This window comes from Lentibacillus kimchii (assembly GCF_055381965.1).
This window is the reverse complement of the sequence record NZ_AP043934.1, coordinates 403,979-428,168: the sequence shown is the minus strand read 5'-3', so window position 1 is coordinate 428,168 and position 24,190 is coordinate 403,979. Positions and strand designations below refer to the sequence as shown.

20 protein-coding genes, 14 tRNA genes and 2 rRNA genes are annotated in these 24,190 nt (G+C 48.7%); 1 reads left to right on the top strand and 35 read right to left on the bottom strand.

Translation table 11 applies throughout. From position 1 onward, the window contains the following. The first annotated feature begins 185 nt into the window (after positions 1 to 185). Positions 186 to 2,102, top strand: coding sequence for an ABC-F family ATP-binding cassette domain-containing protein (locus tag ACZ444_RS02690; RefSeq protein WP_382357507.1), 1,917 nt, complete (start codon positions 186 to 188; stop codon positions 2,100 to 2,102). Positions 2,103 to 2,400: 298 nt separating this feature from the next. Here the strand turns inward: ACZ444_RS02690 and tsaD are convergent, their stop codons facing one another. From tsaD to ACZ444_RS02515, 35 genes are all read right to left on the bottom strand, one after another. Then, entirely contained in the window at positions 2,401 to 3,411 is a 1,011-nt protein-coding gene (gene tsaD / locus ACZ444_RS02685) for a tRNA (adenosine(37)-N6)-threonylcarbamoyltransferase complex transferase subunit TsaD (RefSeq protein ID WP_382357506.1), read from the bottom strand. Next, complete coding sequence (gene rimI / locus ACZ444_RS02680) at positions 3,401 to 3,856, bottom strand: ribosomal protein S18-alanine N-acetyltransferase (RefSeq protein WP_382357505.1); 456 nt, start codon at positions 3,854 to 3,856, stop codon at positions 3,401 to 3,403. Before rimI ends, tsaD begins: the two co-directional genes overlap by 11 nt. Next, positions 3,849 to 4,550 carry a tRNA (adenosine(37)-N6)-threonylcarbamoyltransferase complex dimerization subunit type 1 TsaB gene (gene tsaB / locus ACZ444_RS02675; RefSeq protein WP_382357504.1) on the bottom strand — a complete coding sequence of 234 codons (702 nt, stop codon included), beginning with the start codon at positions 4,548 to 4,550 and terminating at the stop codon, positions 3,849 to 3,851. Before tsaB ends, rimI begins: the two co-directional genes overlap by 8 nt. A 16-nt stretch (positions 4,551 to 4,566) precedes the next feature. Next, a complete protein-coding gene (gene tsaE, locus ACZ444_RS02670; RefSeq protein WP_382357503.1) occupies positions 4,567 to 5,022 on the bottom strand; it encodes a tRNA (adenosine(37)-N6)-threonylcarbamoyltransferase complex ATPase subunit type 1 TsaE in 456 nt (151 codons plus the stop codon). Between the two features lie 10 nt (positions 5,023 to 5,032). Then, positions 5,033 to 6,001, bottom strand: coding sequence for a thiamine-phosphate kinase (gene thiL, locus ACZ444_RS02665; protein ID WP_382357502.1), 969 nt, complete (start codon positions 5,999 to 6,001; stop codon positions 5,033 to 5,035). 193 nt (positions 6,002 to 6,194) lie between these two features. Next, positions 6,195 to 6,268, bottom strand: a tRNA-Asp gene (locus ACZ444_RS02660). Between the two features lie 66 nt (positions 6,269 to 6,334). Next, positions 6,335 to 6,408 (bottom strand) — tRNA-Met (locus tag ACZ444_RS02655). 125 nt (positions 6,409 to 6,533) lie between these two features. Beyond that, a 23S ribosomal RNA gene (locus tag ACZ444_RS02650) occupies positions 6,534 to 9,459 on the bottom strand. 257 nt (positions 9,460 to 9,716) lie between these two features. Beyond that, positions 9,717 to 11,283, bottom strand: a 16S ribosomal RNA gene (locus ACZ444_RS02645). The 16S and 23S rRNA genes sit together here with 14 tRNA genes alongside, the layout of an rRNA operon. A 161-nt stretch (positions 11,284 to 11,444) precedes the next feature. Beyond that, positions 11,445 to 11,518 (bottom strand) — tRNA-Ile (locus ACZ444_RS02640). A gap of 5 nt (positions 11,519 to 11,523) precedes the next feature. Further along, positions 11,524 to 11,597: transfer RNA gene (locus ACZ444_RS02635), tRNA-Gly, on the bottom strand. Positions 11,598 to 11,637: 40 nt separating this feature from the next. Further along, positions 11,638 to 11,714: transfer RNA gene (locus tag ACZ444_RS02630), tRNA-Pro, on the bottom strand. 6 nt (positions 11,715 to 11,720) lie between these two features. Next, a tRNA-Arg gene (locus tag ACZ444_RS02625) sits at positions 11,721 to 11,797 on the bottom strand. Positions 11,798 to 11,857: 60 nt separating this feature from the next. After that, positions 11,858 to 11,940, bottom strand: a tRNA-Leu gene (locus ACZ444_RS02620). A gap of 51 nt (positions 11,941 to 11,991) precedes the next feature. Continuing rightward, a tRNA-Leu gene (locus tag ACZ444_RS02615) sits at positions 11,992 to 12,074 on the bottom strand. A gap of 7 nt (positions 12,075 to 12,081) precedes the next feature. Beyond that, positions 12,082 to 12,154: transfer RNA gene (locus tag ACZ444_RS02610), tRNA-Lys, on the bottom strand. A 99-nt stretch (positions 12,155 to 12,253) separates the two neighbouring features. After that, positions 12,254 to 12,328: transfer RNA gene (locus ACZ444_RS02605), tRNA-Gln, on the bottom strand. 7 nt (positions 12,329 to 12,335) lie between these two features. Next, positions 12,336 to 12,409: transfer RNA gene (locus tag ACZ444_RS02600), tRNA-Asp, on the bottom strand. Positions 12,410 to 12,426: 17 nt separating this feature from the next. Then, positions 12,427 to 12,498, bottom strand: a tRNA-Glu gene (locus ACZ444_RS02595). Between the two features lie 6 nt (positions 12,499 to 12,504). Then, positions 12,505 to 12,596: transfer RNA gene (locus ACZ444_RS02590), tRNA-Ser, on the bottom strand. Positions 12,597 to 12,601: 5 nt separating this feature from the next. Next, positions 12,602 to 12,676: transfer RNA gene (locus tag ACZ444_RS02585), tRNA-Asn, on the bottom strand. Between the two features lie 214 nt (positions 12,677 to 12,890). Continuing rightward, positions 12,891 to 13,355 (bottom strand): SprT family protein, encoded by a 465-nt coding sequence (locus tag ACZ444_RS02580; protein WP_382359729.1) that lies wholly within the window; start codon positions 13,353 to 13,355, stop codon positions 12,891 to 12,893. 110 nt (positions 13,356 to 13,465) lie between these two features. Further along, complete coding sequence (locus ACZ444_RS02575; protein WP_382359727.1) at positions 13,466 to 15,631, bottom strand: Tex family protein; 2,166 nt, start codon at positions 15,629 to 15,631, stop codon at positions 13,466 to 13,468. Between the two features lie 191 nt (positions 15,632 to 15,822). After that, entirely contained in the window at positions 15,823 to 16,425 is a 603-nt protein-coding gene (locus ACZ444_RS02570; protein ID WP_382359724.1) for a SpoIIE family protein phosphatase, read from the bottom strand. Continuing rightward, positions 16,422 to 17,216 (bottom strand): RNA polymerase sigma factor SigB, encoded by a 795-nt coding sequence (gene sigB / locus ACZ444_RS02565; protein WP_382359721.1) that lies wholly within the window; start codon positions 17,214 to 17,216, stop codon positions 16,422 to 16,424. The genes ACZ444_RS02570 and sigB overlap by 4 nt, the downstream gene beginning before the upstream one ends. Further along, entirely contained in the window at positions 17,188 to 17,664 is a 477-nt protein-coding gene (gene rsbW, locus ACZ444_RS02560; protein ID WP_382359718.1) for an anti-sigma B factor RsbW, read from the bottom strand. Before rsbW ends, sigB begins: the two co-directional genes overlap by 29 nt. Further along, a complete protein-coding gene (locus ACZ444_RS02555) occupies positions 17,661 to 17,996 on the bottom strand; it encodes an STAS domain-containing protein (protein ID WP_382359715.1) in 336 nt (111 codons plus the stop codon). Before ACZ444_RS02555 ends, rsbW begins: the two co-directional genes overlap by 4 nt. 71 nt (positions 17,997 to 18,067) lie before the next feature. Beyond that, positions 18,068 to 19,078, bottom strand: a complete 1,011-nt coding sequence (locus ACZ444_RS02550; protein ID WP_382359712.1) for a PP2C family protein-serine/threonine phosphatase — start codon at positions 19,076 to 19,078, stop codon at positions 18,068 to 18,070. A gap of 96 nt (positions 19,079 to 19,174) precedes the next feature. After that, entirely contained in the window at positions 19,175 to 19,576 is a 402-nt protein-coding gene (locus ACZ444_RS02545) for an anti-sigma regulatory factor (protein WP_382359709.1), read from the bottom strand. A 2-nt stretch (positions 19,577 to 19,578) separates the two neighbouring features. Continuing rightward, positions 19,579 to 19,935, bottom strand: a complete 357-nt coding sequence (locus ACZ444_RS02540) for an STAS domain-containing protein (RefSeq protein ID WP_382359706.1) — start codon at positions 19,933 to 19,935, stop codon at positions 19,579 to 19,581. Between the two features lie 4 nt (positions 19,936 to 19,939). Then, complete coding sequence (locus ACZ444_RS02535; protein WP_382359703.1) at positions 19,940 to 20,809, bottom strand: STAS domain-containing protein; 870 nt, start codon at positions 20,807 to 20,809, stop codon at positions 19,940 to 19,942. A gap of 199 nt (positions 20,810 to 21,008) precedes the next feature. Beyond that, complete coding sequence (locus ACZ444_RS02530; protein WP_382359700.1) at positions 21,009 to 21,365, bottom strand: type II toxin-antitoxin system PemK/MazF family toxin; 357 nt, start codon at positions 21,363 to 21,365, stop codon at positions 21,009 to 21,011. 4 nt (positions 21,366 to 21,369) lie between these two features. Continuing rightward, on the bottom strand, positions 21,370 to 21,657 hold the full coding sequence (locus ACZ444_RS02525; protein WP_382359697.1) for a CopG family ribbon-helix-helix protein: 288 nt from the start codon (positions 21,655 to 21,657) through the stop codon (positions 21,370 to 21,372). A 265-nt stretch (positions 21,658 to 21,922) separates the two neighbouring features. Then, a complete protein-coding gene (gene alr / locus ACZ444_RS02520) occupies positions 21,923 to 23,041 on the bottom strand; it encodes an alanine racemase (protein WP_382359694.1) in 1,119 nt (372 codons plus the stop codon). A 103-nt stretch (positions 23,042 to 23,144) separates the two neighbouring features. Beyond that, a complete protein-coding gene (locus ACZ444_RS02515) occupies positions 23,145 to 24,152 on the bottom strand; it encodes a LolA family protein (protein WP_382359691.1) in 1,008 nt (335 codons plus the stop codon). Positions 24,153 to 24,190: the final 38 nt, after the last annotated feature.

The following is a 24,190-nucleotide window of genomic DNA, read 5'->3' as shown; positions in this document are numbered from 1 at the left end:
GTCATGCCGTATCTTATTCTAACAGAAATTGCTTCATAAGTCGTGATCCCTTTCACACGATGATTGCCCTTTCAGATCGTCATGCGATACACTGGGGAGTGACGTTCAGATTCACCGCACCGACATGTTCAGCAGCCGCTCGTACCTGCTGATGCTAAGACGTCCGATAAATGAGGTGAAAACATATGATACTGATGCAATTAAACAATATAACCAAATCATTTGGCGCTGACGATATATTAAGCGATATTAAACTGGAAATTAAAGAGAGTGACAGAATTGCCATTGTCGGCCGGAATGGTTCGGGCAAATCGACCCTGCTGAAAATTATGGCCGGCGATCTTTCCTATGATGCAGGTGATATATTCAAACCGAAAGATCTGACCATGGGCTATTTGAGTCAGCACACGAGTCTGGAATCTGATAAATCGATCTGGGAGGAGATGCTGACTGTCTTTGATCACCTGCTGAAACAGCAGCAGGAACTTCGCAGAATGGAAGAAAAGATGACCCAGACAGCATCATTATCCAATGCTGACTATGACGAGCTCCTTGCCGATTACGACAAGAAACAGCAGGCATTCGATGCAGCTGGCGGTTATCATTATGAGACGGATATTAAAGCGATTCTGACAGGGCTGAATTTTGGGGGATTCGATTATGACACTCCTATAAATTCGCTGAGCGGCGGACAGAAAACCCGGCTTGCCCTGGGAAAACTGCTGCTGAAAAAACCTGATCTGCTCATTCTGGACGAGCCGACCAACCACCTTGATATTGATACGATGGGCTGGCTGGAAAACTATTTAAGCAGCTATCCGGGCGCTATTGCGATTGTGTCACACGACCGGTATTTTCTCGATAAAACAGTCTCAACCGTTTACGAAATAGCACGCCATCATTCCAAAAAATACAACGGCAATTACAGCTATTACTTAAAACAGCGGGCTCTGGATTATGAGCAGGAAATGCAGGCTTACGAGAAACAACAAGCTGAAATGCGGGAGATGGAAGATTTTATAAAGCGCAACATCGCCCGGGCATCGACATCCAAACGGGCACAGGGCCGGCGCAAACAGCTGGAGAAAATGGAAAAGCTGGATAAACCACAAGGCGATGAGAAATCAGCGTCATTTACCTTTCAGATTAACCGTCAGAGTGGCGGGGACGTGCTGAATGCTGAGGAACTCGCCTTTCAATACGATCCAAGCAACCCGTTATTCAGCCATGTGACATTCCACGCCAATCGCGGTGAACGCCTGGCGCTGGTCGGTCCGAATGGTGTCGGGAAAACAACGCTGCTGAAACTGATCACCGGTCATTTCAAACCCAACTCAGGAACGCTTGATATTGGCACGAATGTCGACATCGGCTATTATGATCAGGAACAGCAGTCACTCTCGTCGAATAAAACTGTCCTGGATGAATTATGGGACGAGCACCCTGATGTTGATGAAAAAGATATCCGCACAGTCCTGGGCAATTTCCTGTTCTCAGGTGATGACGTCTTTAAACCTGTTCACTCACTGAGCGGCGGGCAAAAGGCACGCTTGTCACTCGCCCGGCTGATGATGCAAAAGGCAAATCTGCTTGTGCTGGACGAGCCGACCAACCATCTGGACATTGATTCGAAAGAGGTACTGGAAGCGGCTCTCCAGGAGTACCCAGGTACGATCCTGTTCGTTTCCCACGACCGCTATTTCATCAATAAACTGGCTGATAAAGTGGTTGAAATGCAGCGGGAAGGGTCGACTACCTATCTCGGTGATTATGATTATTATGTTGCCAAGCAGCAGGAAGAAACTGAGATTCGAAAGCTGCAGGAAGCAACCGAAAATGCCAGCAATGATGACCAGCGCAAAACAAAATTTCGGGAAGATAAACAGCAGCAGCGTGAAGAACGCCGCAGAGAGCGGCAAATTCAGGAGCTTGAGAATGCTATCGAACAGCTGGAAAGTGATTTGGCCGAACTGGAGGAACAAATGGCGCAGCCCGATGTGTATGAGGATCCGGATAAATCACAAGAGCTGCTGGGTAAAAGACAAGATCTAAACGCAGAAATTGAGCGATTAATGAACGAATGGACCGACTTACAGGAATGAATTATGACCTAAAGCTTTAATAAATAATTCGCGTAATAAGGCCGCTCCGGAGATAGACGTCGCTTTCCGCGGGCGGCTTGTGAATTAATGTCCCACATGCAGATCAGTGATTAGATTATTCACCTCATCCACAAAATGATGCACATATGCACAACCTTCACACCGTATTAAAAGACACTTATACACACTATCCACAAATTAATCCCCGGTTATGCACATATAAACATCCACAAACTCAAAACCAGCATAGACGTGATTATAAAAAAGATCCACAGGCCAGTGGATAACCCTGTGGATATTAGTTTAACATCAAAGCGGGGTTCGCGTTCATATCCCAGCCGGAACGCTTGCCCTGCTGATAATTAACAAATCCGGCCGCAGCAATCATCGCTGCATTGTCCGTGCAAAGCTTCAAAGGCGGGATCAGCAAAGGAATCCCAGAATTAGAAAATTGATTCTGCAGGGACTGGCGCAATCCCTGATTGGCCGACACGCCACCGGCAACCAGCACTTGTTTCACGTTATACGCTTGGGCCGCTTTCCACGTCTTGGTGGTCAGCACATCCACAACGCTTGCTTGAAAACTGGCCGCAATATCAGCATGCTTTAAAGTCTCGCCGCGCTGCGTGGCATTATGGATCGTATTGATCACAGATGACTTCACACCACTGAAACTAAAATCAAGGCTGCCATCCTTCAGCCATGCGCGGGGAAAATCGATTGATACGCACCCTTCAGCCGCAAGCCGGTCAATCTGCGGCCCGCCGGGATAAGGCAAATTAAGCATTCGAGCCACTTTATCATAGGCCTCGCCGGCAGCATCATCACGCGTCTCGCCGATTAATTCATACGAACCGTGCTCATGCATCAGGACGAGTTCCGTATGACCGCCGGAGACAATCAGCGCAAGCAATGGAAAGGCAAATTCCTGCTCAAACCGATTGGCATAAATGTGACCCGCAATATGATGAACACCGATTAAAGGCTTCTGCTTGGCAAAAGCTAACGCCTTCGCTGCATTGACGCCGACCAGCAAGGCCCCGACAAGGCCCGGTCCTTCCGTTACAGCAATCGCATCAATCTGTTCCCAGGTCATACCTGCTTCGTTAAAGGCCTCTTCCAGAACAAGCGTGATTTGCTCCACATGATGACGGGAGGCAATTTCCGGAACAACGCCGCCGAATCGCTTATGGCTGTCAATTTGCGAGGCAACGGCGTTAGATACAATCTCCCGGCCATTTTTCACAATCGCTGCTGCCGTTTCATCACAACTTGTTTCAATACCTAATATATACGTATCATTCGTCATATAAATTCACCCACATCACCATCGCATCTTCCTGATTATCGGTGTAGTAATTTTTCCGGATGCCGCCTGGGACAAGCCCGAATTTCCGGTACATTTTCTGCGCGACAATATTGGATACACGCACCTCCAGCGACAGGCGTTTTGCCCCCATTCTGTACGCATCGTGCATCACATACGAAAACAATGTCTCGCCGAGTTTCTGACCACGGAATGCTGGAATCACCGTGATATTGGTAATCTGCGCATCATCAATCACCTGCCACATCCCCGCATAGCCGATTAGCTGCTCACCGGCGAACATCACATAATAATAGGCATAGGCATTATGCGTGAGTTCGTGTTCGAAAATATCCCGGGGCCACGGTGCCACAAACGCTTGTGCTTCGACTTCCATAACGCCATTAATATCTGCGTGCTGCATCTTGCGAATAGTTAAATCAGTCATATGTCGCTTGTTCCTTTTCCAGCCATTTTGCCTCAGCCTCAGCCAGCCGCAAATAATTCGGCGTCAGCATATGCAGGTTGTCCGGCTCCTTATACGAACCAGCCAAGGCTAAGTGGGACGGGTTGGCCATATGAAATGGCCCGTCCGGAATAACCGCTTGATCACCCAGATACGTCTGGATCAGCTCCTGATGCTTGTCCATATCCGGACTTAAAAACAAAATCGTCCGTCTGGTAGCAGCCAGACGCTGGAGCCAGTCTTCCATCAGTACATTTTGCTCAGCAGCCGCCAGTGCCAGACCGTTCGTTTGCGACTGATACAGACCGGTATAAACAAGACCGCGCCGGGCATCAAAAAATGGACAGATTGAAGCGTTAAAAAAGCGTCCCTGCCAGGCAAGTGCTTCCAGACTGGACACGCCTGTAACCGGGATTCCCAATGCCCAAGCCATCGATTTAGCCGTTGTCAGACCGATCCGTACGCCTGTGTACGAACCAGGGCCCTTAGCGACAATGATTTTATCGAGATCCTGCGGCGTCATATTAACCTCTTGCAGCAGCTGATTGATCGCCGGCATCAGCCGCACTGAATGATTTTTTCTAAGATTGGTCGTGACCTCACCAATTAATTGACCGTCACGCAATAACGCAATGCCTAATAGCTGGTTGGATGTATCCATTGCTAAGATATTCATGTCAGAGACTCCTTCATCAACCGATCACATCGGCAGCAACCGATTCAAAATGTGCACCCCGCGGGAACAGTTTTAGCAAGCGGGTGTAATCATCAACATAGTCGATGCTGACTGTTAAGTATTCAGACGGGAGATAATCCTGGATAAAATGAGCCCATTCCACGACACAAATCCCGTCTCCATGAAAATATTCCTCAAAACCTATATCTTCATCAGAATCTTCCAGCCGGTAAACGTCCATATGGTACAGAGGCAGTTCACCAGAATATTCTTTGATAATCGTAAAGGTGGGACTATTGACGATGCGCGTCACGCCCAGCCCGCTGGCCAGCCCCTTGGCAAAGGCAGTCTTGCCAGCACCGAGGTCACCTTCTAAGGTGAGCACATCCCCCGGTTTAAGCAATTCCGCCAGCTGCTGGGCAAATTGAGCTGTCTCATCTTCAGACCGCGTTCGAATGCTGTATTCAGTCATCATGTTTCACCTATTTCAGATGGGTATACCCTTGTTTATTTAAACGTGTACGCGATTGCTCCTGATTCTCCAGAAAAACGCTGGACGCCTGTCTTCCACTGCTTTCAACATAACCAATCATGGTAACCGGCGTCCCAGTTTTATAAGCGGCCTCTTGCAGTGCGCCCCAATCATCTTGTGGCAGGGTGCCCAGCAATTCAAAATCTTCACCGCCATACAGTTTCCACTGCTGCTGGGCCTCTGAGAATTGCTCGAAACCTGCACTGACAGGAATAGCCTCATCATAAAGGGTCATCGTTACGCCAGAGGCTTCAGCAATCTCGTTGGCTTCACTCGCGATACCATCGCTTATATCGTTCAGCGTTACTCTTCGCAAGCCTTCCAGTTCGCATGAAAAATTGGCTCTTACAGCAGGCATCCGGTGTCTGTGAATGAAGTACGTTTGATCCCGGTAGTCACCCGGATGGGTCAGCATATGCAAACCTGCAGCCGAATCACCCAAATGGCCTGTCACGAATACCGCATCTCCCGGTTTTGCAGTATGGCGGTATCTGACCTTCTCTCTGCTGGCATAACCAAAGACGGTGACGGACACTGTCAGCTCCGATCCAGCTGTCGTATCCCCACCAATGACATCCATTTGATAAGCCGATCCCACTTCAGCCATCCCGTTATATAATGCACTCAAGTCCGACTCGCTCCACGTTGACGGGACAACAATGGAAACGAGATAAAACGCGGGTCTGGCCCCCATGGCACTCAAATCACTTATATTCGCAGCAAGTGAACGATAACCAATATGGAACGGGCGCATCGTTGATCTGGTAAAATGGATATCTTCCACAAATGTATCAACAGCTGTCACAATATCCTGGGCAGGCTGACGAAAAACGGCTGCATCATCACCAATCCCACGTATAATCGAGGACTGTCGGTAAGTTTTTTGTTTGATTAAATCAATTAACGAAAATTCATCCATGCACCATCACCATTTTCATCATAACTATACCTATCATAGCAAATATTACAGCAAAACAGAAATATATAGAGCAATTCGAGATCACGTTATGATAAGCCTTCTATAAATAGAATAGACCGCTTCCCGATAGAAGGAAACGGTCTCTCACTTACGAGTGTCCAGCATTTAAGCCAACACTATTAATTTAGTAAAGCGGTCCGGACGGGACTCGAACCCGCGACCTCCTGCGTGACAGGCAGGCGTTCTAACCAGCTGAACTACCAGACCAAAGGGAGATTGACACTATCTTTAGAAAAAATCAATTTTAAACAGCATCAATCAAAATATGATTGATTGCGGGGGCAAGATTTGAACTTGCGACCTTCGGGTTATGAGCCCGACGAGCTTCCAGACTGCTCCACCCCGCGATATAAAAGAAGTTGCATAACTAAGACACAAAAACTATTATAAACATTTTTAACTCAAAATGCAAGAGGTTTTTTAACCTTTGCACCCTGAAAACTAAATAAGAGAACCATCAAGCTGCATCCTGTTAGTTAAGTCCTCGATCGATTAGTATCCGTCAGCTTCACGTGTCGCCACGCTTCCACCCCGGACCTATCAACCTCATCGTCTTTAAGGGATCTTACTCACTGAACGTGATGGGAAGTTTCATCTTGAGGGGGGCTTCATGCTTAGATGCTTTCAGCACTTATCCTGACCACACGTAGCTACCCAGCCGTGCTCCTGGCGGAACAACTGGTGCACCAGCGGTGTGTCCATCCCGGTCCTCTCGTACTAAGGACAGCTCCTCTCAGACTTCCAGCGCCCGCGACGGATAGAGACCGAACTGTCTCACGACGTTCTGAACCCAGCTCGCGTACCGCTTTAATGGGCGAACAGCCCAACCCTTGGGACCGACTACAGCCCCAGGATGCGATGAGCCGACATCGAGGTGCCAAACCTCCCCGTCGATGTGAACTCTTGGGGGAGATAAGCCTGTTATCCCCGGGGTAGCTTTTATCCGTTGAGCGATGGCCCTTCCATGCGGAACCACCGGATCACTAAGCCCGACTTTCGTCCCTGCTCGACATGTAGGTCTCGCAGTCAAGCTCCCTTGTGCCTTTGCACGCTTACGAATGATTTCCAGCCATTCTGAGGGAACCTTTGGGCGCCTCCGTTACCTTTTAGGAGGCGACCGCCCCAGTCAAACTGCCTGCCTGACACTGTCTCCGGACCGGATCACGGTCCAGGGTTAGAATGTTCGTACAGCCAGGGTGGTATCCCACGGGTGTCTCCACGTAAGCTCGCGCTCACGTTTCCACGGCTCCCACCTATCCTGTACAAGCTGTACCAACATTCAATGTCAAGGTGCAGTAAAGCTCCACGGGGTCTTTTCGTCCTGTCGCGGGTAATGCGCATTTTCACGCATCGTATAATTTCACCGGGTCTCTCGTTGAGACAGTGCCCAAGTCGTTGCACCTTTCGTGCGGGTCGGAACTTACCCGACAAGGAATTTCGCTACCTTAGGACCGTTATAGTTACGGCCGCCGTTCACTGGGGCTTCGGTTCGCCGCTTCGCGCCAGAGGCGCTAACGCTTCCCCTTAACCTTCCAGCACCGGGCAGATGTCAGCCCCTATACGTCGCCTTGCGGCTTCGCAGAGACCTGTGTTTTTGGTAAACAGTCGCTTGGGCTTCTTCACTGCGGCTCAGGACTCGGCCCTGAGCACCCCTTCTCCCAAAGTTACGGGGTCATTTTGCCGAGTTCCTTAACGAGAGTTCTCCCGCTCACCTTAGGATACTCTCCCTGCCTACCTGTGTCGGTTTGCGGTACGGGCACCTGTGAACTCACTAGAGGTTTTTCTTGGCAGTGTGAAGTCAGGAACTTCGGTACTCAATTTCCCTCCCCGTCACAGCCTGGAACCATTGGCCGGATTTGCCTGACCAATTTCCTCACTGCTTGGACGCACATTTCCGACAGTGCGCATTCCTTATCCTTCTGCGTTTCCCCATCATTCAAATGCTCACGAGGTGGTACAGGAATGTCGGCCTGTTACCCATCGCCTACGCCTTTCGGCCTCGGCTTAGGTCCCGACTAACCCTGAGCGGACGAGCCTTCCTCAGGAAACCTTAGGCATTCGGTGAAAGAGATTCTCACTCTTTTTTCGTTACTCATACCGGCATTCTCACTTCCAAACGCTCCACCAGTCCTCACGGTCTGACTTCACAGCATTTGGAACGCTCTCCTACCATTGTTCCGAAGAACAATCCGCAGCTTCGGTGATACGTTTAGCCCCGGTACATTTTCGGCGCAGAGTCACTCGACCAGTGAGCTATTACGCACTCTTTAAATGGTGGCTGCTTCTAAGCCAACATACTGGTTGTCTGAGCAACGCCACATCCTTTTCCACTTAACGTATACTTAGGGACCTTAGCTGGCGGTCTGGGCTGTTTCCCTCTCGACCATGAACCTTATCACCCACAGTCTGACTCCCAAGGCTATGTAGCCGGCATTCGGAGTTTGACTGAATTCGGTAACCCGGTGAGGGCCCCTCGTTCAATCAGTGCTCTACCTCCGGTACACGCTCCTTGAGGCTAGCCCGAAAGCTATTTCGGAGAGAACCAGCTATATCCGTGTTCGATTGGCATTTCACCCCTACCCACGCCTCATCCCCGCATTTTTCAGCATACGTGGGTTCGGGCCTCCAGTCAGTGTTACCTGACCTTCACCCTGGGCATGGGTAGATCACACGGTTTCGGGTCTGCGACCGTATACTCAAATCGCCCTGTTCAGACTCGCTTTCGCTCAGGCTCCGTGTCTTCCACTTAACCTTGCATACGATCGCAACTCGCCGGTCCATTCTGCAAAAGGTACGCCGTCACCCATTAACGGGCTCCGACTACTTGTAGGCACACGGTTTCAGGTTCTCTTTCACTCCCCTTCCGGGGTGCTTTTCACCTTTCCCTCACGGTACTGGTTCACTATCGGTCACCAGGTTGTATTTAGCCTTGGGAGATGGTCCTCCCGTATTCCGACGGAATGTCACGTGTTCCGCCGTACTCAGGATCCACGCCGGAGGAAATCGCTTTTCGGCTACAGGGCTCTTACCCTCTTTGGCTGATCATTCCAAATCAATTCGCCTAAGCCATTTCTTGATAACTCCGATGGCGTGTCCTTACAACCCCGGAAAGCAAGCTTTCCGGTTTGGGCTGCTTCCGTTTCGCTCGCCGCTACTCAGGAAATCGCGTTTGCTTTCTTTTCCTCCGGGTACTGAGATGTTTCAGTTCCCCGGGTATGCCACCTGCGCCCTATGAATTCAGACACAGGCACTGTCCCATTACGGACAGTGGGTTGCCCCATTCGGAAATCCCCGGATCACAGTCTGCTTACGACTCCCCGAGGCATATCGGTGTTAGTCCCGTCCTTCTTCGGCTCCTGGTGCCAAGGCATTCACCGTGCGCCCTTGATCACTTAACTTAATAAAACATTCGTTTAAACGAACGTCTGGATGTCGTCTTGAATGGTTTGCTCTTATTTAGTTTTCAAGGTGCAAATGTGCATCTCTGCACAAGGCTTCTATCTGCAAGCATCACAGTATGTGATAACTTAGACAGATGAGGGTTTGCTCCCTCAAAACTGAACCAAACAACCAGAGTAGCTGAAAACAGATATCGGTCCGGCCGATACTGCCGCGCTAAGCGACAAGCACCGGCTTCCGTATAATTCTTCCTTAGAAAGGAGGTGATCCAGCCGCACCTTCCGATACGGCTACCTTGTTACGACTTCACCCCAATCGTTGGCCCCACCTTCGGCGGCTGGCTCCAAAAAGGTTGCCTCACCGACTTCGGGTGTTGCCAACTCTCGTGGTGTGACGGGCGGTGTGTACAAGGCCCGGGAACGTATTCACCGCGGCATTCTGATCCGCGATTACTAGCGATTCCGGCTTCATACAGGCGAGTTGCAGCCTGCAATCCGAACTGGGAATGGCTTTATGGGATTTGCTTCACCTCACGGCTTCGCGTCCCTTTGTACCATCCATTGTAGCACGTGTGTAGCCCAGGTCATAAGGGGCATGATGATTTGACGTCATCCCCGCCTTCCTCCGGTTTGTCACCGGCAGTCACCTTAGAGTGCCCAACTTAATGCTGGCAACTAAGCTTAAGGGTTGCGCTCGTTACGGGACTTAACCCAACATCTCACGACACGAGCTGACGACAACCATGCACCACCTGTCACTCTGTCCCCGAAGGGAACACGGTATCTCTACCGCCATCAGAGGATGTCAAGACCTGGTAAGGTTCTCCGCGTTGCTTCGAATTAAACCACATGCTCCACCGCTTGTGCGGGCCCCCGTCAATTCTTTTGAGTTTCAGCCTTGCGGCCGTAATCCCCAGGCGGAGTGCTTAATGCGTTAACTTCAGCACTAAGGGGCGGAAACCCCCTAACACCTAGCACTCAACGTTTACGGCGTGGACTACCAGGGTATCTAATCCTGTTCGCTATCCACGCTTTCGCGCCTCAGCGTCAGTTACAGCCCAGAGAGTCGCCTTCGCCACTGGTGTTCCTCCACATCTCTACGCATTTCACCGCTACACGTGGAATTCCACTCTCCTCTTCTGTACTCAAGTCCTCCAGTTTCCAATGACCTGCCGCGGTTAAGCCGCGGGCTTTCACATCAGACTTAAAAGACCGCCTGCGCGCCCTTTACGCCCAATAATTCCGGACAACGCTTGCCCCCTACGTATTACCGCGGCTGCTGGCACGTAGTTAGCCGGGGCTTTCTGGTCAGGTACCGTCAAAATACTGCCCTGTTTGAACAGTATCTGTTCTTCCCTGACAACAGAGTTTTACGATCCAAGGACCTTCTTCACTCACGCGGCGTTGCACCGTCAGACTTTCGTCCATTGCGGATGATTCCCTACTGCTGCCTCCCGTAGGAGTCTGGACCGTGTCTCAGTTCCAGTGTGGCCGATCACCCTCTCAGGTCGGCTACGCATCGTGGCCTTGGTAGGCTTTGATCCCACCAACTAACTAATGCGCCGCGGGCCCATCTGTAAGTGGCAGCCTGAGGCCGCCTTTCAATCCCTCACCATGCGGTGAGAGGTGTTATCCGTTTTTAGCTCGCGTTTCCACGAGTTATCCCGGTCTTACAGGCAGGTTGCCCACGTGATACTCACCCGTCCGCCGCTCGTTCCACAGGCATCACCCCCGAAGGGGATCTGCTTGCTTCCCGCGCTCGACTTGCATGTATTAGGCACGCCGCCAGCGTTCGTCCTGAGCCAAGATCAAACTCTCCAATAAATAAGAGAGATGCAAACGACTGACACCGATCAATCGTTTTATCTCAGCGTTCATAATGTCTCAAAAAGCTTCATCCAATCATATGAAGACATATGACCGGGAGCCTCTTACCTGACATCTGTTTCAGGCTGGTTGTTTTGTTCAGTTTTCAAGGAGCAAAATGGGCCTGGGTGGACTCGAACCACCGACCTCACGCTTATCAGGCGTGCGCTCTGACCAACTGAGCTACAGGCCCCTTAATGGAGCGGGTGATGGGAATCGAACCCACGACATCAGCTTGGAAGGCTGAGGTTTTACCACTAAACTACACCCGCATAACTGCTTATATTTTAAATTATTTCATTGCAAACTCGCTGGTCGGGAAGACAGGATTTGAACCTGCGGCCACATGGTCCCAAACCACGTGCTCTACCAAGCTGAGCTACTTCCCGTAAATATGGTGCGCCCGAGAGGATTCGAACCTCTAACCTTCTGATTCGTAGTCAGACGCTCTGTCCAATTGCGCTACGGGCGCGTTAAAGCGACATTCTTTATCATATCATAACACCAAGAAATCGTCAATAGTTGATGTTAATGCGGCCGAGAGGACTTGAACCTCCACGGGATAAATCCCACTAGGCCCTCAACCTAGCGCGTCTGCCATTCCGCCACAGCCGCATATGGATAAGATAATCCTCATAATACAACAGCTACAGAAAAACTGTGAAATGCGGATGGAGGGACTCGAACCCTCACGTCGTAAAGACACTAGATCCTGGGTCTAGCGCGTCTGCCAATTCCGCCACATCCGCAAAAAGGTGAGCCATGCAGGGATCGAACCTGCGACCCTCTGATTAAAAGTCAGATGCTCTTCCAACTGAGCTAATGGCTCATAGATAGACTGCAGTATTCATAAACTTTTTCAAACAGTTGATTTGAAATCGTCGCGTTGTAAAGGAAAACGGCGAAGTAAAGAAAGCCTCTTTTAAAATGGCTGGGCTAGCTGGATTCGAACCAGCGAATCACGGGATCAAAACCCGATGCCTTACCGCTTGGCTATAGCCCAACGATAGCGGTCCGGACGGGACTCGAACCCGCGACCTCCTGCGTGACAGGCAGGCGTTCTAACCAGCTGAACTACCAGACCAACCAAAAAATGAGGGATGACCCGTACGGGATTCGAACCCGTGTTACTGCCGTGAAAGGGCAGTGTCTTAACCACTTGACTAACGGGCCATATTCTGGCGGAGAAGGAGGGATTTGAACCCTCGCACCGGGAAAACCGGTCTACACCCTTAGCAGGGGCGCCTCTTCAGCCACTTGAGTACTTCTCCTTATATGGCTCCACAGGCAGGATTCGAACCTGCGGCTACTCGGTTAACAGCCGAGGGCTCTACCGCTGAGCTACTGTGGAATAAGCGATGTGTTTTTCGTCGAAACAATCGATCTAACGAATGCGACGGAAATTATAATACAATATATAATCTTTAATGTCAATGCATTTTCAAAACAAAATTTCAAGATCTTTTTAGTGCGTTGTTTAAACACACTTTTTTAAGGCTTGTATAACTTAACATGGAAAACAGGTTTCGTCAATAATCCTGATGAAATTTAAAACATATCTGGTTTCAGGCCCCGCCATTAAGCATAACTAATTGTCCCCGGCATTTCCCGCATCTGTATTTCGTAAGATTAATCCGGCGTATTCGTTCATAAATATAGCCGCATTGTCCACACTGATAACGGTATTTTGGACGCTTCTCAGCCGATGGCAGCGGCGAACAGTGTCTCGGTGAGCCCGTCTGTTTTAACAAAGCTTTAAAATCCCGGTCGCCATGACGATAGCCTTTCCCTTCGATATGAAGATGATAATGACAAAGTTCATGCTTGAGAATCCCCATAACTTCTTCTTCACTGCTTTCGAGTACATATTTGGGATTCAGCTCAATTGTTTTAGCTGCTGGCATATACCGCCCGCCCGTTGTCCTAAGCCGGTGATTGAATATCACGTCGTGCGAGAAAGGTTTATGGAAATAGTGGCGGGAAAGACGATCAACCAGGTTATACAACTCCGCTTCATTTAAACTGTTCACTTGCAAAACCGCCTTTACCAATTGTCAGGGGACTCGATACTGACGCCAAACGCACAGGCTATCCATGTTAAACACCTGTGCGTTTGGTATAAAAGTCTCCGATCTGCCGGCTATACTGCTGGCTCCGGCTGCACCATCGACAAGCCGATGCGCCCTTTTGCCACATCAATTGTCTCTACCCATACAGTCACAACATCACCGACGGAGGTTACATCCATTGGGTGTTTTACGAACTGCTGCGACATTTTCGAAATATGCACGAGACCATCTTGTTTCACGCCAATATCCACAAAAACGCCAAAGTCCACGACATTGCGAACCGTTCCCTGCATTTCCATGCCTGGCTGCAAGTCTTCCATGGTCAAAACGTTTTGTTTTAATAACGGTTTCGGCAAATCATCACGCGGGTCACGTTCCGGCCGGCTGAGGGCGTTAATGATATCCTTTAAAGTGGGAATGCCCAGGTCCAGTTCATCAGCCATGGCATGAACGTCGACCGCCTTGAGCCTGTCCCGCAATGCTTCGGTGCCGATATCGGTTTTTTTATAGCCAATTGTGTCGAGCAGCTGATCAGCCTGCTGATAGCTTTCAGGGTGAATTGGCGTCCGGTCAAGAGGGTTATCCCCGTCAAACACACGTAAAAACCCAATCCCCTGCTCATAAGTCTTTGCTCCAAGTCGCGGAATCTTTTTCAGCTGGCTGCGGTCTTTGAACTTGCCGTCTTCATACCGTTTCGTCACGATATTATCAGCGACCGTCTTGCTTAAGCCGGATACGTATTGCAATAACGATGTTGAAGCGGTATTAACGTTGACACCCACCTGGTTAACGGCCGTACCAACCACAAACGTCAGCGATGCATTCAGATCCTTCTGGCTGACATCATGCTGATACTGTCCGACACCAATAGACTTCGGATCAATTTTAACAAGTTCCGCCAGCGGATCCTGAATCCGTCTGGCAATGGAGGCAGCACTCCGTTCCTCTACCTGCAGATTCGGGAACTCCTCACGTGCCAGTTGAGACGCCGAGTAGACACTCGCACCCGCTTCATTGACAATAATATAGGAGACATCCAGAGCGTGTTTGCCGATAACGTCGGAAATAAACTGCTCCGTTTCCCGTGAGGCTGTGCCGTTGCCAATTGCTATCAATTCAACCTGGAACCGGTTGATCAGATCCAGCATAGTCTTCTCAGCTCCAGCTGTATCATGTTTCGGCGCGGTCGGGAACATAATGCCTACTTCATGCACCTTACCTGTTTCATCGACGACGGATAGTTTGCACCCTGTCCGGTAGGCTGGGTCAACGCCCAAGACGGTTTTTCCTTTAAGGGGCGGCTGCAATAGCAAGTTTTTAACATTTTTCGAGAAAATATCAATCGCTTGCTCATCCGCCTTTTCTGTTAAATGACTGCGGACTTCCCGTTCAACGGCAGGTTTAATCAGCCTCTGAAAGCTGTCAGCAACAGCGCTCTCCAGGATGCTTTTTGTTTCCTTATTCGCTTCACCTGTGATTACATGGCGCTTTAGATAAGCCAGAATATGTTCATTCGGCGGCTCGATCGACACTTTCAGCACGCCTTCTTTTTCACCGCGATTCAGTGCCAGCGTCCGGTGTGATACCAGCGAGCGCAGGGCCTCAGAAAAGTCATAATACATTTCATAAACGTAGTTCTCGTCTTTGGTTTTATCCTTTGCCTCAGACTGGATACTGCCGCGTTTAAATGTATCATGACGAATGGACTGGCGGTAAGCGGGATCGTCAGCAATCCATTCAGCCAGGATATCATTAACACCCTGCAGCACATCGTCAATTGTATGTAAGCCCTGCTCCTCTGACAGATACGTTTCCGCCTCGCCGGTGACATCTTGAATCGACTGGTCCCAGACACGTACTGCGAGAGGATCCAGCCCTTTTTCTTTAGCTTTTGTCGCCCTGGTACGGCGCTTTTGCTTGTACGGGCGGTACAAATCTTCAACCCGCTGCAGCTGTGTGGCCTGGTTAATCGCCTGCTTTAATTCCTCTGTCAGTTTTCCCTGTTCATCAATCAGACGTATAACTTCTTCTTTACGCGCAGCCAGATTCATAGCATATTGCCACTTATCCTGAATCAGCTTTATCTGCACTTCATCAAGTCCGCCTGTCGCCTCTTTCCGGTAACGGGCAACGAAAGGGACTGTATTGCCTTCGTCCATTAATGCAATCACACGTTTCACGACAGATATTTTCACATCAGCTTCCTTGGCTACCCATTGTTCCAGTTGTTCTTGCATAACGGTTCCTCCTTCATGACGCACGCAACGAAGCATGACCCGTCCCAAGCGGGAAATTGTTCGTTCACAGCCTGACTGGCATCCAGCAAGGAAAGAGCTCGCTGCACAACGCTTTACGTCTGATTTTTCGAGATAGTACCAGTTTACCAAAAAACAGCCGAAATGAAAAAAGCCGGCCATTTCAGCCGGGCTTAACTGTCATATCTTATAGCGATCAGTGTCGTATCATCCAAACACGTTCGTTCATCGGTATAATGGGCAAATGTCTGCACAACCTGATGCACATCCGGATTCAGCAAAAAGCGCCGCGACAAGTCACGGTCCGTTACGCCATCCGAAAACAGAATAAAATTCATCCGGGCAGTCATAGGCTCATGCAGCACTTTAAATGACTGGCGATGACTTCCCAGATAGCCGTGATCAGGTATGTTGCGTTTCTTTTTGCCGTCCTCGGGAATCGCAAGGACCCCAATGTTTCCGATTGAAGAAAACGAATACTGCTGCGTCCGAAAATCGATTCGCAAAATCCCGACAACCGCCCCGCGCTTGCCTGCCAGCTGCTTATTGCACTTTTGCAGCAGCTGTTCGACCGTTGCCTGCAAATGTTCTTGAATAATTGTGATCACCGTTTCAGAGGACTCCCTGGCATATTCACCGCTGCCCAGACCGTCTGCCAGCGCGCAGACATATTCATCGTCAGTCACCGTGTAAAAATAACTGTCCCCGCAGCAGTTCTGATTCTTTTTGTTCCGCTGGAAAACAGCTGTTTCGACTTTAGGCGTCTGATCAGTCAATCGAGCATCTCCGTACTTTCTTCAGTTTGTAATGCTTCACGGAGCTTGCGCAATGAACGGCGCTGCAGACGCGAGACATGCATCTGTGAAATGCCAAGGTGATCACCGGTTTCCTTTTGACTCAAATGGTCAAAGTACGTGCAGCGCAGCACGTCCTGCTCCCTTTCTGATAACACGGGCAGTATGTTCTCCAGAAGCATACGCTGGTCAACGTTGTCAAACCCGCTGTCACCACTTCCGATCAAATCCAGCAGTGCAACGGTGCTGCCCTCTGAATCGGCCTCAACCTTCCGATCAACGGAAAGAGCTTTATAGCTTTTGCCCATCTCCATGGTTTCCAGCACTTCCTCCTCAGAAACCTCAAGATAAGCGGCTATCTCCGGAACAGTTGGGGATTTTTGATTCTCAGTTGTTAATTCATCAATCGATTTTCTGATTTTCGGACCTAATTCTTTGATCCGGCGCGGCACATGGACACTCCATGTCTTATCACGGATAAACCGTTTAATCTCACCTATAATTGTCGGGACAGCAAACGACTCAAATGTTTTCCCCACCGATGGGTCATACCGCCTGACAGCAGCGATTAAACCGATCATGCCCACCTGTGTCAGATCTTCTTGAATGCTGCTGTTTTTCGAATACTTCCGGGCGATGGATTCAACTAGATTCTTGTAGGTTAAAACAACTCTTTCCTGCAGGGATTCATTTTGAGGGTCGTTTTGCAGGGCTTCGACTAATTCATAAATGTCATCTTGTTCCTTATCGGGTTGTTGGGATCTGGTCGTCATCAACACCCACCTCAGTTTCATTCAGGAATTTCGTCATTAGAACTATAGCTCCGTCGTCGTTTGTAATTTCCAATTTATCCATTAATGCATCAATCAGAAAAAGACCAAAGCCATTTTCCTGCAGTTCTTCAACTGACTCGGAGCCTTTGTAAGGCCCAACGCCTCCTTTTAGTTCATTTAGGTCAAAATGGTCGCCGTGATCCGCTACAACAGTCTCCAGACGATCCTGGTAGAGGCCAAAACCAATTGTTACTTCACCTTCGCCGTTCTTGTTATAGGCGTGCTCAACGGCATTCGTAATGGCTTCGGAAACAGCAACTTTTAAATCTTCAATCGCATCATAGGCAAAACCCAGACGGCTGGCAATCCCTGAAATACTGAGACGGACAACCCCAACATAATCTGCTTTAGCGGGGATTTTCATTTCGATAAATTCATGGTCTTTCATCGCTCATTCCCACCTTGAATGGCCGTATCAATCGTCATAATCTGATCCAGCCCTGTAATCCGGAACAATCTTAATACACGGTCCTGCAGATTAATAAGACGCAGTTCGCTGTTATGTTCTTTTGTGGATTTCAGGGCACTGACAAAGATACCCAGTCCTGTACTGTCCATATAATGAACATTTTCCAAATTGACTTCTGCCAAATGATCTTCCGTCTTGGTCAATGGCAGCAATGCTTCTTTTAACTTGGGTGCTGTATAAGCATCCACTTCACCGGACAGGTTCACAACAGACTTATCCGTTTCTTCAGCTACGTCTACTTGTAAATCCATATGCTTCCTCCTCTGGCTAGCGTTCTGCGTTATTTATGCATGTAGTTACATGTTCCCTGAGCTCCGAGCGATTAAACGTCTTTTCGCAGCACAACCAAGGTAAAATCATCACGCAATTGGAAATCCTGGAGACGTTCAAAATGCTTATAGACTTTATTCACCATTTCCTGTGCCGGAAGATCAGCATACTGCTCGATCACCTCAAGGACTTCATCCGTCTCAATAAAACGGTCACCCTGGCGGCATTCGGTCACCCCATCTGTCAAAAGAATCACCATATCACCCTTATGGATAATCCGTTCATACTGGCGGTACTCTGTATCGGGCAGGACACCGAGTATCAGACCTTTCGCCTTAATTTCTTCAAACGTCTGTGTTTGAGCATCGTAATAAAAACCCGGTTCATGACCCGCGGATGCATAGCGTATGCTGCTTTCCTCAGGCAGGTACTGAGCATAAAACATGGTGATAAACATACTCGGATCAACATTCTGCTCAACGACACGGTTCACATTCTTTAAAATATTCTGCGGGCTCATGCTTGCCTCGGGAAGACTTTCCATTGAATATTTGATCATGGACATACATAAAGCTGCCGGAATGCCCTTGCCGATCACATCGGCAACTGTGATGCCCAGTGTTCCGTCAGCACCAGACAAAAAGTGATAATAATCCCCGCTCATTTGATGGGCTGGGACACTGATAACACCAATGTCCAGACCGGAAATATCAGGGGTTTCGGTCGTCAGCAGTGTGTCCTGCATATTGGCGGCAATAGCAATTTCTGACTTGAGTTCCGATTGTTCCTCCCTCAGTGAATAGTATTCCTGGTACGTAATGCCATAGGCAATCATGATTTCCAGCAAAAAATTCAGCGAGTAGCGGAAGTTATCCGGTATAGCAGGATACAGCTCTGACATCACCCGAATATGAAGATTGATAATTTCTTCGGGCGGTACATTGTTCTGAATCAATTCCTTGCTGATTTGCTCGGCACCATAGAGCGATTCCTCATCCTGTGTTTCAATATAATGTTTTAATAATTCCCTATAGTGGCTGATATCTGTACTCGGAACTGCCACAGTCTATATCCCCCTCTCCCTCGCATAATTGGACAACAAAAGGGAAGCATACCGGCACCGGGGTCCTTCCCTTTTATCGTTCTTGCATAAGCATGGTTATCGCAATTGTTTCATCGCCCGAATATCAGTTCCTTTTCCCTCTTCGGACTGAATGTCGAATTGATCAACTAAGCGTTTTACGCCAGGAAGTCCTGCACCAAGGCTTCCTGATGTGGAATAACCGTCCTCCATGACCTCACTGATGCTCGCAATGCCCGGACCGGCATCGTGAGAATGAATCGTTATCCCGTCTGGCTTCGAGTGGGCAGCTTTGTCAAAACATATTTCGCCATTCACGGCATACAGATAGATATTCCGGGCAAGTTCAGATATTGCCGTGGCGATGCGCGCCTGATCAACTGTTCCAAAACCGATATCGCGCGCCATGTTCCTGCCAATCTGGCGTGCCTTGACGATGTCCCATTCATTTTTAATTGGCACACAGGACTGGGCTGTCATACTTAATCCCCCAATTCCTGATGCAGTTTTTTCAGTCCTCGCTCTAAGTCTAAGGCCGTTTGGACATGCTGCAAATGCACGCCTAAGTCATTTAAGGTGATCGCAACAGAAGGCTGGATCCCGGTTAACACAACACGCGCCCCCATCAGATCTGACATGGCAACAACATCACTGAGCACCTTGGCGATAAACGAATCAATCATTTCCACTGACGTCAGATCAATGACAACACCTGAAGCACCTGTCGTGTGAATCTTGTTCAGCAAATCCTCTTGAAATTGCACGGCTGTCTTATCATCCATTTCCTCTTGAATGGAAATTAGTAAATAGTTATGAAGCTTTAAAATTGGAATTCGCATGGTATCACTCCTCACCAAGTGAATCGATCAGATTTTCCACCGGCTCATTCTCCTGGCTGACATCAATGACTTGGCGGCCTGTCAGTTCCAGTGCTTTAACAAATCCTTTTTTAAGTGAGTTCTGGGTCGGAAAACTGCTCAGATCAATACCAAGGTTAACAATCGTCTGGGCAATCTCCGGCCGGATACCGACAAGAATACACGTTGCCCCAACCAGACGCACGGCATCCGCTGCCTGAATAATATGATGAGCCACCATCGTGTCCACAACGGGAACGCCTGTGATATCAATTAACACAACTTCTGAATCATGCTCAATCACACCGTAAAGCAAGTTTTCCATAATGGACTTGGCACGTTCTGTATCAATGGTTCCGACCAGCGGCATAACCGTAATGTTATCCATAATTGGAATAAGTGGAGCAGCCAACTCCTGCAAGGCATCACGCTGCAGAGACAGAATATTTTCCCAGTTGCCTGAGTACTCATTAACCAGCTGTCTGATAACGGGCTCGATCCACGTATCCACGCTCCGCAGCAGCTCTGAGATAAACTGTGTATCAATCGCTTCAGACCGACTGAGTATAAAGTCAATGGCGACGCGCCTGAACTCCTGCAGCCCATCTGTTATGTAGCTTACTTCCCAGCCCAGATTCACCAGTTTTTCGGCGAACTGTTTGAGCTGCTCGGTATCGCCCTCACTTTGAATACTGTTGAAAATAACATTCGCAAATTCCTGATTGGTACTTTCCAATAACTCATCCGGCACACTGAATGAACCACTGGATTTGGTGAGTAAATCAACCTCTTCAAGCCAATTTTCGACAATTTGATCACTATTATCCAATACGATTTTTTTGAACGTCTTATCCATTTGATCCTCCCGCTTGTCCCAATAGGCTGTCGTTATTCTGCATTTACAGACAGCGTACCATAAATTCTGTTCAATTTCGATACTGACGAAAAACGATGGTTTTCCCACCCCGGGAAAACCATCGTTTTTCTAACAAACCGTTCAATGATAAGACATCATACGTCACCTAAACAGGCACCCCGTTGCGGGAGGCTGCCTATTAGTCATACATGTCTTTCAGGCCAAGACTGATTTCTAAAGCCTTATCTATCTTTGCCATCATATGATTATCAAGCTTTGTTATCTTATCGGTCAACCGCTGTTTATCCAGGGTTCTGATTTGTTCCAGCAATATAACCGAATTACGTTCAAATCCATATCTTTTCGCGTCGATCTCCACGTGCGTCGGGAGTTTGGCCTTCTGAATCTGAGCAGTTATCGCAGCAACAATCACCGTTGGACTAAACCGGTTTCCGATATCATTTTGCAGGATCAATACCGGACGGATGCCTCCCTGTTCTGATCCCACGACCGGGGAGAGATCGGCGAAATAAACTTCGCCTCGTTGAACGATCACGTGCCTACACTCCGATCACTGTGCGCTGCAGGTTATTTTTTTCAGCTTCTTCTTCCGCCTGAAAAGCTTCTGAAGCGATAGTCAGATTAATATTGGCCATTTCCATATAGCCTTGCTGCATTGACTCACAGAACTGCTGGATATGCTCTTCTTTTTTATATTCCAGATAGTTTCTTGTTGCCTGACAAATGAAATCACTCAAATCGCTATTTTCGTGTTCCATAAATCCATCCACCTCATTTAGCAGGTTCTTGGGTAAACGTACTGAGATTTCCTGTAAGCTTTCCGACAAAACCATGCACCTCCGACAACTGGTAACGATCTAGATTGAATTCTAATCCAATAGTATCATTGTCGGGCCCATTTTGCAAAGGCTTATCGGAACAAATCTGAATACGCGTTTCAGAGCACTCGTCCCCATATGCGGCTGTTCTGAGTGAGTTTCCAGCGATGCTTCTGAACTGGTTAGAACCTGACTTACATAGTTTGGGCTTCCTGTCTTTATGTTATGGTAAATCAGTTAATTTATGCCTGGATCTTTAAAATTTATGCCTCCATTACCTATAAATTCTGGGCACACGCTCTGCTATCATACAGGGGACTTCATAGCTGATGGTGTCGAGTTTGGCCGCAATGTCGTCAGCTTCAATAATGTCACTGGCCTGCCTGCCAATTAACGTGACCTTCGTACCAGCGGGGTATGCCTGATCCAATTTAATCATCGTCTGATCCATGGTAATGCGCCCCACAATCGGCATCCGTTTGCCATCAACCAGGACATCCATGCCCTGCAGCTTGCGGATCCAGCCGTCCGCATAGCCAATCGGTACGGTGCCGATGAATTCTTCTGCAGCCGCTGTATAAGACGCACCGTAGCTGATGGATTCACCAGCTGCGACTTTTTTAACATACGTCAGTCTGCTGTGCAGGGAAAAAGCCGGCTCCAGATCAATCGTCTGCTCATCTCTCACAGCGTCTGACGGATAAATACCATACATGGAAATCCCAAAACGAATGCCGTCATACATGTGGTCCGGAAAACGGATCGACGCCGCACTGTTTCCGGTATGAACCATGACCGGTTCATACCACACCGCTTTGAAACGTTCCCACAGCTCGGCAAAGCGGTTCTCCTGCATCGCAAAATAGGTGAGGCCTGCTTCATCGGCGGTGGCAAAATGCGTGTAAATGCCGGTCAGCTGGACAGACCGGCTCACCTGCATAGCCTCTGCAACCTCGTCCAGTTCTTCTTGAGTCCGGAGGCCAGCGCGTCCCATGCCTGTATCCCACTTCATATGCACATTGACCGGTGATGGGAGGTCCAGCTGATTCACTTCGCGGATCCAATCCGTCTCAAAACACGTTAATGTCAGATCCTGCTGGACGGCCACCGGAACATCACGGGGCATGATACTTCCGAGCACGAGAATCGGCGCTGTGATACCCGCCTCACGCAGTGCCAACGCTTCTTCAAGCAGCGCGACTGCCAGCATTTTCGCGCCTGAGGCCAGCGCTTTCTTCGATACCTCAACCGCTCCATGACCGTAGGCATCAGCTTTCACAACAGCGATCATGCTGCAGTTTTCCGGAAGTTTGTCGATCATCTGCCCAATATTTTCCCCAATAGCTTCAAGATTTACTTCAGCCCATGTAGGCCGGAAATGCTGCTGCTCCATAAAATCGCCCCTCTCGCTAACCTGACATACTATGCTATTTTACCGGAATCACTAATAAATAAAAAGCAGACCCTTCTCGTATGAGTCTGCTTGCCAAATGTTGCTACTTCACGTCTTTTCCTTGTACCGATTTGGCCACACCAATCATTTCCTCACGCGTTAGTTCCTCACTGGCCAGGACAAAACTCATGCCTTTATGTGTCCATTCCAGCGTATTATCTGCAAGCGCACCGACAGCATGACCCAAGTTTACAATCTCGCCATCGACCATCTGCGGCTCAGACATATTCGACACGGTATCCTGTTGTTCCTCGACCAGCGTAAAGTCTTTTTCACCGGAAAATGTCATGATCACACGATTGCCGTTTTCCGTGTCAGTTCTTTCTTCTTCGATAAGCTCTGAACCTGCCATATTTTTCGGATAAAGCACGGTGAACGTGTCCGCCTCACCTGACACAGTTTGACCATTGGATTCGCCTGCCATGTTTTTATCCATTTTGAAGTCGTCTTCCGTAAATTCAGGGTCCATATTGAACTCCTGGAATTCCACTTGTACAAGCGTATTGCGATCTTTGTCCATCACTTTTACATTAACGGGCGTATACGACTCCTTATCAAACGATACTTCCTGATATGGCAAATTATTGTTGCTCTGGTAATTGGTCTCCGTCTCAAACCGATAATAGTTGTCGCCTGATTCAAATTCGGCGTCATTATCTTTTATAATATCGTTGACCAGTGACTGGTACAGATAAGGCTGGCTGCCGTTCTCTGGCCATTCCTCCTGAAATTTGAAACTTTTATTCAGCTCAGGTGACAGCACAAATACACCGTCCTCATTCTTTAAAATAATCTGCTGTCCTTTCGCGTCCTGGCCATTGCTGAGTGCCACACGGTACAAATCATCCTTCTTATGCCAAACGTCTATCTGGTACTCCTCATCTTCTTTTCCGGTGCTCATCGTCATTTTGGCTTTTGCTTTATACCCTTCCATGGATTCGAGTTTTGACTCCAGTTTTCCGTTAACGTCCTCCTGGGTCTCTTCACCACAAGCTGCGAGTATCAGCATAAAACTGAAGACCATGACAACCGTACCAACTATTCGTTTCATGGACATGTCTCCCTTGTCGCGTTTCACGCAATTTGCGA

Coding starts and splice junctions, on each gene's coding strand:
- tsaD (WP_382357506.1), bottom strand. CDS start 3,411: ATGACGAATGATACGTATATATTAGGTATTGAAACAAGTTGTGATGAA.
- ACZ444_RS02540 (WP_382359706.1), bottom strand. CDS start 19,935: ATGCGAATTCCAATTTTAAAGCTTCATAACTATTTACTAATTTCCATT.
- alr (WP_382359694.1), bottom strand. CDS start 23,041: ATGGAGCAGCAGCATTTCCGGCCTACATGGGCTGAAGTAAATCTTGAA.
- sigB (WP_382359721.1), bottom strand. CDS start 17,216: ATGACGACCAGATCCCAACAACCCGATAAGGAACAAGATGACATTTAT.
- ACZ444_RS02555 (WP_382359715.1), bottom strand. CDS start 17,996: ATGGATTTACAAGTAGACGTAGCTGAAGAAACGGATAAGTCTGTTGTG.
- ACZ444_RS02535 (WP_382359703.1), bottom strand. CDS start 20,809: ATGGATAAGACGTTCAAAAAAATCGTATTGGATAATAGTGATCAAATT.
- ACZ444_RS02690 (WP_382357507.1), top strand. CDS start 186: ATGATACTGATGCAATTAAACAATATAACCAAATCATTTGGCGCTGAC.
- ACZ444_RS02545 (WP_382359709.1), bottom strand. CDS start 19,576: ATGACAGCCCAGTCCTGTGTGCCAATTAAAAATGAATGGGACATCGTC.
- rimI (WP_382357505.1), bottom strand. CDS start 3,856: ATGACTGATTTAACTATTCGCAAGATGCAGCACGCAGATATTAATGGC.
- thiL (WP_382357502.1), bottom strand. CDS start 6,001: ATGGATGAATTTTCGTTAATTGATTTAATCAAACAAAAAACTTACCGA.
- tsaB (WP_382357504.1), bottom strand. CDS start 4,550: ATGAATATCTTAGCAATGGATACATCCAACCAGCTATTAGGCATTGCG.
- ACZ444_RS02515 (WP_382359691.1), bottom strand. CDS start 24,152: ATGAAACGAATAGTTGGTACGGTTGTCATGGTCTTCAGTTTTATGCTG.
- ACZ444_RS02575 (WP_382359727.1), bottom strand. CDS start 15,631: ATGCAAGAACAACTGGAACAATGGGTAGCCAAGGAAGCTGATGTGAAA.
- rsbW (WP_382359718.1), bottom strand. CDS start 17,664: ATGAAAGACCATGAATTTATCGAAATGAAAATCCCCGCTAAAGCAGAT.
- tsaE (WP_382357503.1), bottom strand. CDS start 5,022: ATGACTGAATACAGCATTCGAACGCGGTCTGAAGATGAGACAGCTCAA.